Source organism: Erwinia sp. STN24 (assembly GCF_041320675.1).
GTDB lineage: Bacteria > Pseudomonadota > Gammaproteobacteria > Enterobacterales > Enterobacteriaceae > Erwinia > Erwinia aeris.
The window spans coordinates 1,330,788-1,348,172 of the sequence record NZ_JBGGPM010000001.1 but is presented as its reverse complement, the minus strand read 5'-3'; the positions used below and the strand labels follow the sequence as shown (position 1 = coordinate 1,348,172).

16 protein-coding genes are annotated in these 17,385 nt (G+C 54.9%); 11 read left to right on the top strand and 5 right to left on the bottom strand.

What is annotated here, in order from left to right:
- Positions 1–548 precede the first annotated feature (548 nt).
- A complete protein-coding gene (gene hemB, locus ACA373_RS06530; protein WP_253460606.1) occupies positions 549–1,526 on the top strand; it encodes a porphobilinogen synthase in 978 nt (325 codons plus the stop codon).
- A 79-nt stretch (positions 1,527–1,605) separates the two neighbouring features.
- On the opposite strand, the gene ACA373_RS06525 is transcribed toward hemB, so the two are convergent.
- Positions 1,606–2,490 (bottom strand): LysR family transcriptional regulator, encoded by an 885-nt coding sequence (locus ACA373_RS06525; protein WP_253461292.1) that lies wholly within the window; start codon positions 2,488–2,490, stop codon positions 1,606–1,608.
- Between the two features lie 276 nt (positions 2,491–2,766).
- Between ACA373_RS06525 and ACA373_RS06520 the strand changes: the two genes are divergently transcribed.
- The gene (locus ACA373_RS06520) at positions 2,767–3,963 is read left to right on the top strand and encodes an MFS transporter (protein ID WP_370734235.1); all 1,197 of its coding nucleotides are present in this window, start codon (positions 2,767–2,769) and stop codon (positions 3,961–3,963) included.
- On the opposite strand, the gene umuC is transcribed toward ACA373_RS06520, so the two are convergent.
- Together umuC and umuD are read right to left on the bottom strand one after the other, a co-directional pair.
- Positions 3,936–5,198 carry a translesion error-prone DNA polymerase V subunit UmuC gene (gene umuC, locus ACA373_RS06515; protein ID WP_253460613.1) on the bottom strand — a complete coding sequence of 421 codons (1,263 nt, stop codon included), beginning with the start codon at positions 5,196–5,198 and terminating at the stop codon, positions 3,936–3,938. The two genes, ACA373_RS06520 and umuC, sit on opposite strands and share 28 nt — an antisense overlap.
- Positions 5,182–5,616 carry a translesion error-prone DNA polymerase V autoproteolytic subunit gene (umuD, locus tag ACA373_RS06510; RefSeq protein ID WP_253460616.1) on the bottom strand — a complete coding sequence of 145 codons (435 nt, stop codon included), beginning with the start codon at positions 5,614–5,616 and terminating at the stop codon, positions 5,182–5,184. The genes umuC and umuD overlap by 17 nt, the downstream gene beginning before the upstream one ends.
- Before the next feature lie 365 nt (positions 5,617–5,981).
- Here umuD and ACA373_RS06505 point away from each other — a divergent pair, with 365 nt between their 5' ends.
- Complete coding sequence (locus tag ACA373_RS06505) at positions 5,982–6,674, top strand: DUF421 domain-containing protein (RefSeq protein WP_370734234.1); 693 nt, start codon at positions 5,982–5,984, stop codon at positions 6,672–6,674.
- Positions 6,675–6,895: 221 nt separating this feature from the next.
- Here ACA373_RS06505 and ACA373_RS06500 read toward each other — a convergent pair whose 3' ends face one another.
- Both ACA373_RS06500 and ACA373_RS06495 read right to left on the bottom strand, forming a co-directional pair.
- The gene (locus tag ACA373_RS06500) at positions 6,896–7,780 is read right to left on the bottom strand and encodes an ROK family protein (protein WP_370734233.1); all 885 of its coding nucleotides are present in this window, start codon (positions 7,778–7,780) and stop codon (positions 6,896–6,898) included.
- A 215-nt stretch (positions 7,781–7,995) separates the two neighbouring features.
- On the bottom strand, positions 7,996–9,081 hold the full coding sequence (locus tag ACA373_RS06495) for an aldo/keto reductase (protein ID WP_253460625.1): 1,086 nt from the start codon (positions 9,079–9,081) through the stop codon (positions 7,996–7,998).
- Between the two features lie 494 nt (positions 9,082–9,575).
- Here ACA373_RS06495 and ACA373_RS06490 point away from each other — a divergent pair, with 494 nt between their 5' ends.
- From ACA373_RS06490 to flhC, 8 genes are all read left to right on the top strand, one after another.
- Positions 9,576–10,490, top strand: coding sequence for a manganese catalase family protein (locus ACA373_RS06490; RefSeq protein ID WP_253460628.1), 915 nt, complete (start codon positions 9,576–9,578; stop codon positions 10,488–10,490).
- Between the two features lie 294 nt (positions 10,491–10,784).
- The gene (ycgZ, locus tag ACA373_RS06485; RefSeq protein WP_253460631.1) at positions 10,785–11,033 is read left to right on the top strand and encodes a regulatory protein YcgZ; all 249 of its coding nucleotides are present in this window, start codon (positions 10,785–10,787) and stop codon (positions 11,031–11,033) included.
- Between the two features lie 115 nt (positions 11,034–11,148).
- Positions 11,149–11,400, top strand: coding sequence for a hypothetical protein (locus tag ACA373_RS06480; RefSeq protein ID WP_253460634.1), 252 nt, complete (start codon positions 11,149–11,151; stop codon positions 11,398–11,400).
- Positions 11,401–11,613: 213 nt separating this feature from the next.
- Complete coding sequence (locus ACA373_RS06475) at positions 11,614–12,786, top strand: HD-GYP domain-containing protein (RefSeq protein ID WP_253460637.1); 1,173 nt, start codon at positions 11,614–11,616, stop codon at positions 12,784–12,786.
- A 427-nt stretch (positions 12,787–13,213) separates the two neighbouring features.
- A complete protein-coding gene (gene otsB / locus ACA373_RS06470; RefSeq protein ID WP_370734232.1) occupies positions 13,214–14,017 on the top strand; it encodes a trehalose-phosphatase in 804 nt (267 codons plus the stop codon).
- Positions 13,992–15,416 (top strand): alpha,alpha-trehalose-phosphate synthase, encoded by a 1,425-nt coding sequence (gene otsA / locus ACA373_RS06465; RefSeq protein ID WP_253460644.1) that lies wholly within the window; start codon positions 13,992–13,994, stop codon positions 15,414–15,416. The genes otsB and otsA overlap by 26 nt, the downstream gene beginning before the upstream one ends.
- A gap of 931 nt (positions 15,417–16,347) precedes the next feature.
- Complete coding sequence (gene flhD / locus ACA373_RS06460; RefSeq protein ID WP_253460647.1) at positions 16,348–16,701, top strand: flagellar transcriptional regulator FlhD; 354 nt, start codon at positions 16,348–16,350, stop codon at positions 16,699–16,701.
- Positions 16,701–17,279, top strand: a complete 579-nt coding sequence (flhC, locus tag ACA373_RS06455) for a flagellar transcriptional regulator FlhC (RefSeq protein WP_125287944.1) — start codon at positions 16,701–16,703, stop codon at positions 17,277–17,279. The genes flhD and flhC overlap by 1 nt, the downstream gene beginning before the upstream one ends.
- Positions 17,280–17,385: the final 106 nt, after the last annotated feature.

Here is a 17,385-nt window from a genome sequence, read left to right as displayed (position 1 = left end):
ATTGTCTACTTAAATCATATACCTGGCTCACTGAGTATAGACCTAAAAAAAGGGACGCTTGCGCAAATGGGCCGTCAGGCCGAAACCCGTCCGTGGCGAAACGTCTTTAGCGCCAGTTCTGCGCAACGTCCGTCTGGAACTGCAATTTACGGAATGAGCGTTACGGCTCAGGGATGGGACTGCTTTTTGTCCGCCTTCATTTGCCGTGCCTGAACTGATAAGCCCACAAAATGACTGAGTGCTGAACCACACCCGAAAAACGATTAGCGTTAGTGGCCAGAGGCTTTACAAGGCCGGGCATAATTTCAGGATGTCATGGCGTCCGATCATGAAAATTCTCACCAGGATTACCGCCTGTCTGTTACTTATTTCAGCGCGGCCAACAGAGGCGGCGTCGCGGATAACAACCCAGGCATTCTGTGCCGTTCGCCAGTGAAGAAAAGCGACAGACATTGTCAGAAAGCGCCTGTGGGTATACTGTTAACGGACTTTCTTTTTATCCCTGCGGCGCCTCTCTGCCGCTGACTATCTGCTAAACCGAGGTTGTTTTGTCGACTCTATCCCCAATTCTTCGTCCACGACGCCTGCGTCAAACGCCTTCCTTCCGCTCGCTGTTTCAGGAAACATCGCTCAGCATTAACGATCTGGCGCTGCCGATCTTTGTTGAAGAGGGTCTGGACGACTATAAAGCGATTCAGGCCATGCCTGGCGTGATGCGTATTCCGGAAAAACGTCTGGCCTATGAGATCGAGCGCATCGCGAAAGCGGGCATCCGTTCGGTAATGACCTTCGGCATCTCTCATCATACCGACGCCGACGGCAGCGATACCTGGCAGGAAAACGGGCTGGTTTCGCGCATGTCCCGTATCTGTAAAGAGACCGTCCCGGAAATGATCGTTATGTCCGATACCTGTTTTTGCGAATACACCTCGCACGGGCACTGCGGCGTGCTGCACGATCATGGCGTGGACAACGACGCCACGCTGATTAACCTTGGCAAGCAGGCGGTTGCCGCCGCGCGCGCGGGTGCCGACTTTATCGCGCCTTCCGCCGCGATGGATGGACAGGTCGCGGCTATCCGCCACGCGCTGGATGAAGCGGGCTTTACCGATACGGCTATCATGTCCTACTCCACCAAGTTCGCCTCTTCCTTCTATGGCCCGTTCCGTGAAGCGGCAGGCACCTCGCTGAAGGGCGATCGCAAAACCTATCAGATGAACCCGATGAACCGCCGCGAAGCGATCCGCGAGTCGTTAATCGACCAGGCTGAAGGCGCGGACGCGCTGATGGTAAAACCAGCGGGTGCCTATCTGGATATCATCCGTGACGTGCGCGAACGTACCGAGCTGCCGCTGGCGGCCTACCAGGTCAGCGGCGAGTACGCGATGCTGAAGTTCGCCGCGCAGGCGGGGGCGATCAACGAGCGCGAAGTGGTGCTGGAAAGCCTGGGCGCCATCAAGCGTGCGGGCGCCGATCTGATCTTCAGCTACTTTGCGCTGGATCTGGCCGAGAAAAACCTGCTGTAACCGTAGCGCTTCATTTTAGCCACCAGGGTTAATCACCGGGCAGGACGGGTTTTGCCTGTTCTGCCCGGATAACCGCATCTCAGCGCGGCCCGCGATACCTGACCGCTTCCACAAAGGCGGAAAACGCCGAAGAAGTGTTGCGACGGTTGGGATAATAAAGATGAAATCCTTCAAACGTCGGGCACCAGTCCGCCAGAACCTCTACCAGCCGACCCGCCTCAATATGGGGTTTCGCCATAAAATCCGGGATGCAGGCCAGGCCGATACCGTCCAGCGCGCCGTTCAGGATATGAATATTGCTGTTGCACAACAGCGGGCCGTTGGCCTTGATATTCAGTTTTTTCCCGTCTTTTTCAAATTCCCAGGCGTAAATACTGCCGCCGACCGAATGCCGGATATTAATACAGCGATGGGCGGTCAGATCCTGCGGAACGACAGGGTGTGGATTGCGGCGGAAATAGTCCGGCGCGCCGACCACGGACAGACGCCAGTCCGGCCCGAGGCGCACGGCGATCATATCCCGGCTGATCGATTCGCCTAAACGAATACCGGCATCAAAACGCTCGCTGACAATATTGGTAAAGCCGTAATCAATGCAGATCTCTACGCTGATATCAGGATAGGTGTTGAAAAACGCGGGCAGTATCGGCCGCAGCAAATTTTCCGCCGCGTCGTCTGAGCAGGTGATGCGAATATTACCGGCAGGCGTATGGCGCAGCTCGCCAATGCTGTCAATTTCGCTGTTAATCTGATCGAAAAGCGGCCCAACCGACTGCAACAGACGCTCGCCGGCTTCGGTAGGCGCAACGTTGCGCGTGGTGCGCGCCAGCAGGCGCACGCCCAGCCGTTCTTCCAGATTGCGAATGGTATGGCTCAGCGCCGAAGGGCTGACGCCAAGACCGGCGGCGGCTTTGGTAAAGCTTTGCGCCCGGGCAACGGCCAGAAAGGCCACGATATCGTTCATAGTATCCACGCAGAATTGCTGATTAAATTTCACAAACGCGTAAAAATTACCCTATCCGATCGCATTACTCTATCTCTTTTACCGCTTCGCCTGCCTGCGGCGCACAAAACTCCAAAGCCCTGCAGTGCCGCTCTTTATGCGTGCTCACGGGGCTCTGAGGATTTGCGTTCGTTGATTGATGCAAAAAATTCACAATTACATGCGATTACGCCCGTCTAATCATTAACCCGGCCAGCGTGCAAAATAGCGCAAGTGTTAATAATATCGGAATCGTTCATGAATAGTGCTGTAGCGGAACAATCTCGTCATCACCCTGCCTGGGGCGCCGTCTTTTCGATGGCGCTTGGCGTAGTGGTGCTGATCGCCTCAGAATTTATGCCGGTCAGCCTGCTGACGCCCATCGCGCAGGGGTTAGGGATCAGTCAGGGCCATGCCGGACAGGCAATTTCCGTCAGCGGTTTTTTTGCCGTGCTCACCAGCCTGCTTAACACGCCGCTGACCGGGCGTTTCGATCGTAAAAAAGTGCTGATCGCCTTTACGCTGCTGCTGACGCTTTCCGGGCTGACGGTAACCTTTTCGACCAATGGCCTGATGTTTATGGTCGGCAGGGCGCTGTTGGGGATCGCCATTGGCGGCTTCTGGTCGATGTCGACGGCGACGGTGATGCGCCTTGTGCCTGCTCACGCGGTAGCGAAGGGCCTGGCGCTGATCAACGGCGGTAACGCGCTGGCCGCTACCGTCGCCGCGCCGTTGGGCAGTTTTCTTGGGCAGTATATTGGCTGGCGCGGGGCGTTCTTTATGGTGGTGCCGCTGGCCGTTATCGCCTTTATCTGGCAATGGCGCAGCATTCCATCATTGCCCGGCAACGGCCGCAACAAAGCCGCCAACCCGCTGCGCCTGCTTGTTCGGCCGCCCGTGGCGCTGGGCATGGCGGGCATTATGTTTCTGTTTATGGGGCAGTTTGGCATTTTTACCTATCTGCGCCCGTTTATGGAAACCGTTACCGGCGCCAACGTCAACCAGCTCTCTTTGCTGCTGCTGTTGCTGGGCGGGGCGGGACTCATCGGCACCTGGCTTATCGGTACGCTGCTTGAGCGCCGCCTCTACGCTTATCTGATCGCCATTCCGCTCGGCATGGCGCTGCTGGCCGCCTTGCTGATCGCGCTGGGGCATTCTCTGCTGCTGACCGGCGTGCTGCTGGCGCTTTGGGGGCTGGTAGCGACGCCTGCGCCGGTGGCGTGGGGGCTGTGGCTAAGCCGCGCGCTGCCCGACGATGCCGAAGCGGGCGGCGGCCTGATGGTGGCGGTGATCCAGATGGCGATCACGCTTGGCGCGGGGCTGGGCGGCCTGCTGTTTGACGCGGCCGGCTGGTGGAGTCCGTTCGCCTTCGGCCTGGCGCTGCTGGTGCTGTCGGCGCTGTTTGCCGGGCTGGCCCGTCGCTCGTTTTACTTCGCCGTCGGCAAATCGCTGTAGCGCGTGGTCCAGGCGGGAGAGAGCATCTCCCGCTTCATCGACCAGCTTTTCTCAATGCCCTGGCCGGCAAACCAGACTTTCCCCTTGCCGGAGCGGTTCAGCGTATCAATGGCGGTCATTAACGCCGCGCTGTTGGCCTTCGGCTGCGTTTCGGCAAACAGATCCAGCTGCGCCACGCCTTCGCTGTAAAAATCGCTCAGCATCACGCCCGCTTTGATATAGCGTTCGCCTTCGCGCCAGATACGGTCCAGCGCCTCGGTCGCCACCCGAATAATATCGCGCGTATCGTTCGAGGGCAGCAGCAGCCTGCCGGAGGCCTGGTTGTTATAGCCGGTGCCGTTGTCATCGTGCGGGCTGGTGCGGATAAAAACGCTGATAAAGCGGCAATACTGTTTCTCGCCGCGCAGCTTTTCCGCCGCGCGTTCGGCCCAGGCGCAGATCGCCTGATGCATATCCTGATAGTCGGTGACGCGGTGCCCGAAAGAGCGGCTACAGACGATCTGCTGTTTAGCGGGTGCCATTTCCTCTAACGCCAGGCAGGATTCGCCGCGCAGCTCGCGCACCGTTCTCTCCATCACCACGCTGAAGTGCTTGCGGAGGGTGGGGACGGGACTGTCGGCCAGATCCAGCGCGTTTTTAATGCCCATCAGCTGCAAACGCTTGCCGACGCGACGGCCAATGCCCCAGACTTCTTCAACCGGCACCAGCGGCAGCAGCCTGCGCTGGCGCGCCGGATCGGAGAGATCGACCACGCCGCCGGTTTTGCTCCACTTCTTCGCCGCATAGTTAGCAAGCTTGGCCAGCGTTTTGGTTGGCGCGATGCCGACGCCGACCGTCAGGCCGGTAGCTTTCAGCACCTGCTGCCGGATGTCGCGGCCAAAATCCTCCAGCGAGAGACAGTTGCTGACGCCGGTCAGATCCAGAAAAGCCTCGTCAATAGAGTAAATTTCGCTCGCAGGCGCCAGCTCGCCAAGCAGGGTCATCACCCGATGGCTGAGATCGGCATACAGCGCATAGTTTGAGCTGAAAACCTGCACCTGCTGACGCTGGAGATCCTGTTTAATTTTAAAATAAGGTTCGCCCATTTTAATGCCCAGCGCTTTTGCCTCGGCCGATCGGGAAATAATACAGCCGTCGTTGTTGGAAACGACCACCACCGGCCTGCCGCGCAAATCGGGACGGAACACCGTTTCGCAGGAGGTATAAAAGCTGTTGACGTCAACCAGCGCGAACATTTTTGGTGGATTTCAGAATAAAAGTGACCACGCCAAAAATTTCCAGCTCTTCCGCATCGTGAAACGTAATCGGAGAATAGTGACGATTGCGCGGCATCAGCTGTAAAAAAGGGCGGAGGCGTAGCTCTTTAACGGTAAATTCACCGGCCACGGCCGCTACCACGATATCGCCATGCTCTGCGGTCAGCGAACGATCCACCACCAGCAGATCGTCATGGCCGATCCCGGCCTCAATCATCGAGTCGCCGCTTACTTTGATAAAATAGGTGGCGCTGGGATGACGCAGCACCAGCTTATTCAAATCCAGACGGTCCTCAATATAATCCTGGGCCGGACTGGGAAAGCCGCAGGGTACGCGCTCAATAAACAGCGGTAAAAAAAGATCTTCCATAATTTCAGCAGGGGAAATCGGCTGCATAATGCTTATTCCGGTTTAACTGTGTTTATATACAGTATCGCTGAATGCGGGCGGCAGGCAAGGCATTGATCGGAACTTTCCGGCAACAGATTGTAATAACAGGAATTTATTCGCTTTTTCTTAAAGGTGCGTCCCCGGTTAATAAAGCAGCTTATACTGCAGCGGGAATAATAGTTGCGCCGGAGCAGAAGGATAAGAGCCGCTTATTTCTTTTTTGCGCTAAGTAAAATACAGCGTGGACGCAGGGCCACCAGCCTCGTTTTATGCATCTTAATAATGGCTTTCTGCGCAGGAAAATGTCATAAAATATCAACTTTTCCACTGACGCCTTATCATTTTTTTCTTTGGGATAATCACGCACGCTTATGTTTTCTTTCGACTGGCACCGCTTTTTCTTGAACGATCTTTCCATTACTTTTTTAGGCGAGGTCGCGGTTCGGGTACTCTTCGCCTACATCGTTGTTTTTCTCTTTCTGAAAGTTTCCGGCAGGCGCGGCATTCGCCAGCTGTCGCTGTTTGAGCTGGTGATTATCCTGACGTTGGGATCGGCCTCAGGAGACGTCACTTTTTATGATGATGTGCCTGTGCTGCCGGTCGCGATGGTCTTCCTGGTGCTGCTGGTACTTTATCGTTTTACGACTTTTCTGACCGCACGCAGCTCACGGGTCGCCCGATGGGTGGAGGGCGAAGTGATCACACTGATTCAGGACGGCCTGTATGTGCTGGACAGCCTGGACGGGCTGAACATTTCTGAGGACGAATTCTTTATGGAGCTGCGGCAGGAGGGCGTGGAGCATCTGGGTCAGATCCGGCTGGCGCTGATCGAGCTGGACGGCGATATCAGCGCTTACTACTACGATCGGCACGAGGTGCGGCCGGGCCTTTCCGTGCTGCCGCCTCAACATCGGCAGGATTATACCTGCGTGCCCGCAGATGGCCTCTACGCCTGCAACCATTGCGGAGAAACGCAGCGGCTACAGGCGCAGCAGCAGCTGAGTTGCCCCCGCTGCCAGCGCAATCTCTGGTCGCTGGCGCTGACCACCCAACGGGCGCGCTAGCGAGGCTGGCGTAGCCAGCATAACGGCAGGCTGCCCAACGAGCGCTGACAGGGTTATTGGTATAGCCTTGCCAATGGCGCCCGCGGGCCGCCTGACAAGCGCGTCAGCGATGTTGCTGGGCTTAGCCTTGCCGTTGGCGCCTGTGGATTGCCTGACAAGCGCGCCAGCGATGTTGCTGGGCTTAGCCTTGCCAATGGCGCCCGTGCGCGTTGATACGCCTGTCAGCCGTGGGTATCGCGCTGGTTACTTTGCAGGAAGTGCCAGGCCGCGCCTAACATCCCGGAATCGTTGCCGAAGGTGGCCGTATCCACCGGGATGGTTTTGCCGAACCAGGCCAGATGAAACTTCACCTCCTCCAGAAAATCCTCGCGCTCGGTGATGCCGCCGCCCAGAAAAATGCATTCGGGATCGAATACGTTCGCCAGGTTATAAATGCCGGCGCACAGATCCTGATAAAAGGTGGTGACCAGCCTGGTGGCGACCGGCTCTTTATTATCCCAGCCGGAGAAAACGTCTTTGCCGCTGATCTCGTCCACATCACGCCCGCTGTGCAGCGCATAGCTTTTGCGCAGCGCGGTCATCGTACAGTTGTCGCCCATCGTATAGTGGCTGACGCTGCCGCCAGCGGGACGCGCCACCAGCAGGCAGCCGAACTCGCCGGCGCGATCCTGCTTGCCGCGTACCAGCGCGTCGTTGCAGAAGGCCGCGCCGCCCAGCCCGGTGCCGATGGTGATCATCAAAAAATCGGACATATTGCGTGCTTTACCCAGCCAGCGTTCGGCCAGCAGGGCGCAGTGCGCATCGTTTTCCACGGTGGCGGGCAGGGAGGTTTTTTCCGTCAGCCATTTACTCAGGTGGAAATCATCAAACGCCCTGACCGTGCCGCCCATCGACACAAACCCGTTGTGCGGATCGACATAGCCCGGCACGCTAACGGCAATGCCTTCGCAGCCGGGGTTTTTTTCCAGCCAGTCCAGGATAGCGCCCAGAATAGCCTCGCGCGATCCTTCGTTATCCGCTTTATCACTGGCCTGAATGTCGCCTTTATCCGTTACAACGCCCATTTTTAACGAGGTACCGCCAATATCAAATACGGCAAGTTTCATATCCTTCTCCTTTTGTTTTTTTATCAGTATAGCCGCAGACCAATTGCGCCGTTGCGTTGTGCGGACAGCGATAACAAAAGTGCGGCGGCCTGTTTTTTATTACGGGCGGGGCTACGAATTAAGGCGGAATATAAAGGCAGGTGAACAAGATATAAAAGGGCCAACGATAAACGCGAAAACGAACCCGTCAGCCGGGTTCGTTAGCCACAAAAAGATTATTTACGGTCGAGATCTTTCCGTTCTTCCAGCGTTTGCTGATACTCATCCAGAAAAACTTTTTCCGCAGGATCCAGTCTGTCCATGCCGCTGGTGAAACGGTGCCAGTACGGATAGCGCGGCGCAGGACGCGTCGCCTGCTCAATACGTTTGATCTGCGCTTCGCTCAGCGTCAGCTCCGCTGCGGCCAGGTTGTCCTGTAAATGCTGTTCGGTGCGGTTGCCAACAATCAGCGACGTGATGCCCGGACGCGTCAGCAGCCAGGCCAGGCAGACCCGCGCGGTCGATACATTATGCTCTTTGCCCACTTCGGTCAGCACGTCGATAACCCGGTAAGCGTGCTCCATATCGTGCACGTAGGGTTCCGGCCAGCCGTTGCCCTGACGGGAGGTCGCTGGCGTTTTCACATTGCGCTGTACGGTGCCGGTCAGCAGACCTTCGCCCATCGGCCCCCAGATTAGCGTGCCGATATTCTGATCCAGCGCCATCGGCAGCAGCTCGAACTCCGCCTCGCGCGACTCCGGCGTATAGTAAATCTGCTGGCTTACCGGCTTCAGCAGATGATTCACTTCGGCGCAGCCCAGCGTTTTCATCATCTGCCAGCCGGTATAGTTCGAGGTGCCGAAATAGCGGATTTTGCCGCTTTTCACCAGATCTTCCAGCGCGCGCAGCGTCTCTTCTACCGGCGTCACGCCGTCCCAGTTATGGATCTGATAGAGATCGATATGATCCGTTTTCAGACGCTTTAAGCTGTTCTCGCAGGACTTAATCAGATGAAAGCGTGTGGCGCCGCTGTCGTTAGGATCGTCGCTCATCGGGCTGCGGGCTTTCGTGGCCAGGATAACGCGCTGACGATTGCCGCCCAGCGCCTCGCCCAGCGTTTCTTCCGCCCCGCCTTTGGAATAAAGGTCGGCCGTGTCCACGGTATTGACGCCTCGTTCCAGCGCTATCTCAATAAAACGGCGGGCCTGGCGAACATCGACGTTGCCGGTTTTTTCAAAGCCGGCCTGGCCGTTAAAGGTTAACGTCCCGAGCGTCAGCTCAGAAACCATCAGGCCGGAATGGCCCAGTTTTCTGTACTTCATTGCTTTCTCCTCACTATGAAAACCCGAGGGCAAGCATAGACCACAAAAAACCAGACCAGGCCGCGCGGGTACAAATGCAGATTATTCAGGTGTTTTATTCCGGCAAACACGAAATAAGAAATCCCATACGGCAGCAATCATCGCTGCGTAATTCGCATGGCAATCTTAATGATAATTATTTCGCTAAGACGGCGGGTTAAAACAGCTATTTAGCCTGGCAGGACGCAATTCTGTTTTTCCCTGGTCGTAATTAACGCCCCAGGACTAATCTTATTCGTTTTACTTTCCGCTCAGATACCTTGCAGGGGAAAAAAGTAAACTATGCTTTAAACGAGGTTTTTAAACCTGAATAGTGACGTTGAATATCCTCAAGCAGAAATACCCCATGTAATCTATTTCTGCCGCCATAACTCAGGTATGAAAACCAGCAATAAAGAGCGGAGAGATCTGCCGCAGAGCAGATTGCCGGAAGCCTTTTCTGACTGGAGTGAGCTATGTTCAGACACGTAAAAAAATTGCAGTATACCGTTCGCGTTGCCGAGCCAAATCCCGGACTGGCTAACCTGCTGCTGGAACAGTTCGGCGGGCCACAGGGCGAGCTGGCCGCGGCCTGCCGCTACTTTACCCAGGGCCTGTCGGACGAAGACGAAGGCCGTCGCGATATGCTGATGGATATTGCCACCGAAGAGCTGAGCCACCTGGAAATTATCGGTTCGCTGGTCGGGATGCTGAACAAAGGCGCCAAAGGCAAGCTGGCCGAAGGCACGGAAGAAGAGGGCGAGCTGTACCGCTCCATCACCGGCAATGGTAACGACAGCCACCTGACGTCGATTCTTTACGGCGGCGGCCCGGCGCTGACCAACTCCGGCGGCGTGCCGTGGACGGCAGCCTATATTGATACCATCGGCGAACCTACAGCCGATCTGCGCTCTAATATCGCCGCCGAAGCGCGCGCTAAAATCCTCTATGAGCGCCTGATTAACGTAACGGACGATCCGGGCGTTAAGGATGCGTTAGGCTTTCTGATGACCCGCGAAGTTGCGCATCAGATCTCTTTTGAAAAGGCGCTTTATTCCATTCGTAATAACTTTCCGGTCGGCAAGCTGCCGCCTATCGAGCAGTACTCGAACGTTTATTACAATATGTCAGAAGGCGGCGAGGTGCGTGGAAGCTGGAACTCGGACGAAAACTTCACTTACGTAGCCGATCCGGCACCGGCGGTAGATGGCGGCGACGGTTATGCCAGCATCACGCTGCCGTCCGATCAGAAAACCGAGCTGGATAATCTGGCGTTGCGTACCGCTTCCGATACCACGGTGAATCCGGTCACCGGCACCGATCTTGGCGCATCAGGGCCAATCGAAAACGAAACCGTAGGCAAATCTGCAGTAAACGTACCGAAAAAATAAGGCGTCATCGCGGGGAGACAGCCGTTCTCCCCCGTTTTTACTCGCGGTTGTACAAGTTTGTGCTTAAGCCTGTCATTTCCTGTTTTTGTTATAACCGGCTAAATATTTTGAGAAAAGGTTGTTAGTTATTAACTAAAATGTGACCAAATAACGCCTTTTATGTCTCAAAAAAGCATTTTCTGCAAAAAAAATCCGCCCCAGACTTTTAAGATACTGTACATTAATTGAAAAGCTGTACAGGGTAGAAACGTTACCCCCTTCGGGCATTCTTTCACCTGCTTAAGAGGATCCATTATGCGTCAGGATAATTTCAACACACAAACTGCGGACATGAGCCTCTACTTCGGCGCCCATGACGCTGCTGTACCTTCTCATCAGGAAACGCTGGGTGAGGTAGTGATGGAGATTTTAAAATCCGGCATGACGGTTAATCGCCAGTCAATCTGTGCAAAGCTGCTGAGCCGCCTGGCCGATGTCAGCGAGCCCGACCTCGAAAAACATCATCACGAACTAATTGCTATGCTGTTCGGTCGCGAAAGCTAAACGCCCGCGTAGCCCACCGCTCGTTCGACCTGCTTTTTCTTTGCGCGTGGGTTCAGGCGTTCCGTCCTGCCACGCGGAAAGCGATCCACGCGGCAGACAAGCCAGAGAAGTTTCCATGGACCATCGCCATTCTGAAAAATTACGGGATCTGATGCTGGGAGAAGCCACGCTGGCGCTTCTTGAGCAGCAGCGCCCGCTTAATCTTGCCTCGCTTATTAATGAACTACGCGCGCTGGCGGCCCGACAAACGGATGAAGAGCACCGCAAAGCCTGCCTTGCCGCTATCAGAGAGCTTCGCCATGCTCAGGTCAGCGCCGGTGAAGCCCTGAATCGCCGTTCCGCCAGCGACGACAACGTTATTCACTAATCTTCCCGAAGCCGACCTCCGTACGGCGTAATGCCCTCTTCGCCTTCCAGCCTGAAAACGACTTACCTTTTCAGGCTGGCGAACAGCCTGCCCCGGGCAATGTAAATAAATCGAAAAAAGCAAAATAAGCGGCGACAATGGCTGAAGGTTTTTTTCGTGCCGCCGATACCTGTGCAGATTGGAGGAAAAGGCAGGAGGGGCAGGAGGGGGGAAATGATAATAAGAATTCAGATACACGAGTTGCGCACCGGCATGTACGTGCACAAGCTGGAAGTTTTCTGGCTGAAGCATCCCCTCGTGCGTAACCATATGCTGCTTACCACGCAGCAGCAGATTGACGTCATCGTGGAAAGCGGCATAAAAGAAGTCTGGATCGATCTGGAGAAAGGGCGTGGCCCGGACAGTCAGGATCCGCTTCACGAACAGCTTGCCCTGCCCAGGGTATCGGGTATCCATGAAGAGATCGCGCAGGCGCAGGCGATCTGCTTGCATGCCAAAGGCGAAGTGATGAGCATGTTCAACGATGCGCGCCTCGGTAAAACGATTGATACCCGCAGCACGCTGCCGCTGGTGGACGAAATCGGCGGTTCCCTCAGCCGCCATCCGGCCGCGCTGCTGAGCGTAGTGCGGCTGAAAACGCACGATGATTATACCTACCTGCACTCCGTGGCGGTCTGCGCGCTGATGGTATCGCTCGCCCGCCAGCTTAACCTCAATGATGAACAGACGCGCCTGGCAGGCACGGCCGGCCTGCTGCACGATGTCGGCAAGGCGGGCGTATCGCTGGAGATCCTCAACAAGCCCGGCAAGCTCACGGACGATGAGTTCGACGTGATGAAACAGCATCCGGTCATGGGCGAGGATCTGCTGCGCCGCAGCGGTGAAAACGAAGCGGTGCTGGACGTGGCGCTGCATCATCATGAAAAAATCAACGGCAGCGGCTACCCGCACGGCCTGAAAGGCAAAGATATCTCCCAGCTGGCGCGCATGGCGGCGATTTGCGACGTCTATGACGCCGTCACCTCCAATCGTCCTTATAAAGCGGGCTGGAATCCGGCCAGCGCGATGCACCAGATGGCCAGCTGGGAAGGGCATTTCGATCGCAAAATCTTTTACGCCTTTGTGAAAGCCGTCGGCATCTATCCGGTCGGCTCAATCGTGCGTCTGGCTTCCGGTCGCGTGGCCGTGGTGATTGAGCCGGGCGAAAGCTCGCTGCTGCTGCCCAGGGTTTGCGTGTTCTATTCGCTTTCTGCCAATCATATGCTGCGGCCGGAAGTGATCGATCTGGCCGATCGCTACTGTTGGGACAGTATTGCCGGGCCGGAAGAGGCGGAGACCTGGAGCCATTACAACCTGAATACGCTGTGGATGTCGCCCGTCGCCTGACGGGCAGGAACAACAGCACGCTAACATTTCAACACCAACTTTCCTGTTTCTACCAAAAATTTCACAATTTCGTATTACTCCTGGGGTTTTTGTCGCGATTATTTGCCATGTTAGAGGCGTAACAAGCGGCCCCGGAGCCAGCACGTCTGGCAGAGCCGCTATCAGTGACTATACTGATAGCTGATGTTGTTACGTATGTGGCAACGAGATGAGACAGACTGCACGAGGCGTGCAGAGATTATGCAGAAGGAATCAGCGCCGAATACCCTCTCTAACGCATCCTCTTTCTCGCTCCGCCACATCCGCTGACAAAAATTTTTTCCTCGTGCGTTGTGGGCAAAGCAGACCTGACGTCTGTTTCCGCCAACGTCAGTCCAGACATTGGGCCGACGTAGCGCCGTGGCACACATAATCAGGAGGAATATTTGTGAATACGCTGGAATCCGTACCCCCTTTAGTGCCTGAAGGACGTTACGCTTTTTTCTTTGATGTGGACGGCACGCTCGCCGCTATCCAGTCACGCCCGGAAGAGGTTTTTATCCCTGCTGCGGCCAAAACCGCGCTTTCCCGCCTGGCCGAACTGAGCGACGGCGCGCTGGCGCTGGTTTCCGGCCGTCCGACGCGCGAGCTGGATGCGCTGGTGGCGCCTTTGCGCTTTCCGCTGGCCGGCGTGCACGGCGCGGAGCGTCGCGATGCAGCCGGGCATACCGAGCGGCTTTCCCTGCCGGACGACGTCTCTGCCTCATTGACGTCGCTGCTGAGCGAAGCCGTGGCGAAGATGCCGGATACGCAGCTGGAAACGAAGGGCATGGCATTTGCGCTGCACTACCGCCGCGCACCGCACTATCAGCAGGCTATCCTGACGCTGGCGGAAACGATGACCCAACGCTTTCCCGAGCTGGCGCTACAGCCAGGCAAATGCGTGGTGGAGCTAAAGCCGAAAGGCGTCAGTAAAGGTGCCGCCATTGCCGATTTTATGCAGCAGGCCCCTTTTGCCGGCAGAACGCCGGTATTTTTAGGTGATGATTTGACCGATGAGGCAGGTTTTGAAGCGGTCAATGCCCTGGACGGCATCGCAATCAAGGTAGGTGAAGGTGAGACAAAAGCGGGCTATCGCCTGGCTGACGTCGAGGCCGTTTATCACTGGCTTGAGCAAACATTATTAAAACTAGATCAAGACGATAAGTCATTAAGGAGTCAAGGTTATGAGTCGCTTAGTAGTCGTATCTAACCGCATCGCCGTACCGGATGGGTCAAAAACCAGCGCGGGCGGACTGACCGTTGGCATTATGGATGCGCTGAAAACCACCGGCGGCCTGTGGTTTGGTTGGAATGGGGAAATCAACGAGATCGGCGAAGAAGACAAGGAGATGGATCTGTTTGAAAAAGATAACGTCACCTACGCTTCTTTTGGCCTTAATCAAAACGATTACGACCTTTATTACCTGCAATTTTCCAATGCGGTCGTCTGGCCAGCCTTCCACTACCGCCTTGACCTGGTAAACTTCCAGCGCGAGGCCTGGGATGGCTACTGTCACGTCAACACCATGCTGGCGAAACGCCTGCTGCCGCTGATTGAGCCGGACGACGTGCTGTGGATCCACGATTATCATCTGCTGCCGTTCGCCGCCGCATTGCGCAAGCTGGGCGTGAAAAACCGCATCGGCTTCTTCCTGCATATTCCTTTCCCGACGCCGGAAATCTTCAACGCGCTGCCGCCGCACAATGAGCTGCTGGAGATGATGTGCGATTACGATCTGCTGGGCTTCCAGACAGAGAGCGACCGTATGGCGTTCCTGGAGTCACTGGCGCTATTGACCAATGTGCAGACCAACGGCAAAACGCACGTGGCGTTCGGCAATCAGTTCTCTACCGAGGTGTATCCGATAGGCATCGAGCCGGACAGCATTAAAGAGATGGCTGAAGGGCCGCTGCCGCCGAAGATGGCCGCGATGAAACGCGACCTCGGCGACGCCAAAAACATTATTGCCTGTGAGCGCCTGGACTACTCGAAAGGGCTGCCGGAGCGTTTCCTTGCCTATGAAGCGCTGCTGGAAAACTTCCCCGAGCATCGTGGGAAAATCCGCTATTCGCAAATTGCGCCAACCTCGCGCGGCGACGTGCAGGCCTATCAGGATATTCGTCATCAGCTGGAAACGGAAGCAGGCCGCATTAACGGTAAATACGGCACGCTGGGCTGGACGCCGCTTTACTACCTGAACCAGCATTTCGATCGCCGCCTGCTGATGAAAATCTTCCGCCTGACCGATATTGGTCTGGTGACGCCGCTGCGTGACGGGATGAACCTGGTGGCAAAAGAGTATGTGGCCGCGCAGAATCCGGAAGATCCTGGCGTACTGGTGCTGTCACGCTTTGCCGGGGCGGCCAACGAGCTGACCTCCGCGCTTATCGTTAACCCTTACGATCGTGATGAAGTGGCTGCCGCGCTGAACCAGGCGTTAACCATGCCGCTGGACGAGCGTATCTCACGCTACAACGACATGATGGACGTGCTGCGTAAGAACGATATTACGCACTGGCGCAAATCCTATCTGAAAGATCTCCAGGCATTGCCGGTACGTAGCCAGGCACAGGGCGGGGCGGATAAAGCGGCGACGCTCTCCGTCTAGCATAAGTCATGCCAGTTAATTTAGGGGCGACCGTGGGTTGCCCTTTTTTTTTAATTTTTTAAGTCCGTACTGCTCAAAAAAGCGCCTTAAAAGGACCACCGGAAAGAAAAAAAAGGAAAAAAATCACTTTTTACTAAAGAAAACAAGGCGCGTGCCGATACCTACTGCCTGAGGTTAAATTTTTGGCACAAACATTCGCGTTGCTAATGTTACCCCTGGTTACATCCGCTGGCACCCGCTAAACACAGGACTGACGCGGCTTACACTCCCTAAACACTTCCTGTCGCAAACCTGCAATATCTTACTCTGCACGCATCATTGCCCCTGTCGATAGTTACCTTTAGTGATTACGATTTACACATGCTTAACATACAAAAATCAGCACATTCCTCTGCATATTTGTCTTTTATGCGTTTTTACATCCAGTTGTGCGCGTAAACACATCATTCCTCCATTCAATCGACGTAAAAGGAACCATTTTCATCGGTAAATGATCGCGTAGGGTTAAAATTTAACAAAAAAGTCCAAATTTGCTTAGTTAGTGAACTAATCAACAGCGTTTCTGAAGGATAATTTTGTCAAATTACCCCCAAAAGTGTGATCTGGATCACACTTTATCTAAAATTTTAGCTGGCCTCCGTTGTATCCGGAAATTAGAGCAGATAAAGTTGCGTTGTTTTCGGAATAGTCCTAAACCAGAGCAACTTTCAGTCAGGGAGAACGTCAGGGAAGCGGACGAAAACAAGGGAGCAGTAACCGGCAAAATGAGTTAATGACTACTTTCTGCAGGCCGCTTTCAGGGCCGCCTGGAGCTTCGCGAACGTTTGGCTTTTGCCACTTAATTTTTTGCCACAATAAGATTTACCAGCAGCAACAAAGGTAGCGGCGCAATCCGCCAACGTTTAAGTCGTGTCAGTCAGGACGGATAAAAATGGGTACATCAGAATTACTAAAAAATATTTACGATATCAACTTGTCTTATTTATTACTTGCTCAACGCCTTATTAATCAGGAAAAAGCCTCAGCAATGTTTCGTCTGGGCATTGATGAGCAGATGGCCGATGCGCTCGCTCACTTAACGCTGCCAGAAATGGTGAAGCTGGCCGAGACAAATCAGCTGATATGCCAGTTTCGCTTTACCGATCACGTAACGATTAATCGCTTAACTCAGGAATCTCGCGTGGATGATTTGCAGCAAATCCACACCGGCATTTTGTTATCCAGCCGTTTATTGCGTAATGCATCAGCTAAAAATGACGAACTGCCGAAAAAGAGGGCGAGTTAATGAGTGAAAAAAGTATTGTTCAGGAAGCGCGTGATATTCAGCTGGCGATTGAATTAATTACTTTAGGCGCTCGCCTGCAAATGTTAGAAAGCGAAACGCAGCTAAGTCGCGGCCGCTTAATTAAACTTTATAAAGAACTGCGCGGCAGCCCGCCGCCAAAAGGCATGCTGCCTTTTTCTACCGACTGGTTTATGACCTGGGAACAGAACATTCACTCTTCTATGTTCTGTAACGCCTGGCAGTTTTTACTCAAAAGCGGTTTGAGCACCGGTGTGGACGCGGTGATTAAAGCCTACCGTCTCTACCTGGAGCAATGCCCGCAACAGGACGAAGGCCCGCTGTTGGCGCTCACCCGCGCCTGGACCTTAGTCCGGTTTGTTGAGAGCGGCATGCTGGAGCTTTCCGACTGCAAATGCTGCGGCGGAAGCTTTATTAACCACGCGCACCAGCCGGTCGGCAGCTTTGTTTGCAGCCTGTGCCAGCCGCCTTCTCGTGCGGTAAAAAGACGTAAACTTATCGCAGAACCTGCCGATAACATTTCACAACTGCTGGATGAACAGGTAAAACTTGCCGTTTAATGTTCGCCACGTGGAGTGAATCCAGCAGCGGTTAAATACCGCTGCTTTTTTTTTGCCCACGCGACGGAATAAACCTGACCTAATCCGGTTCATCTTTAACCCACAC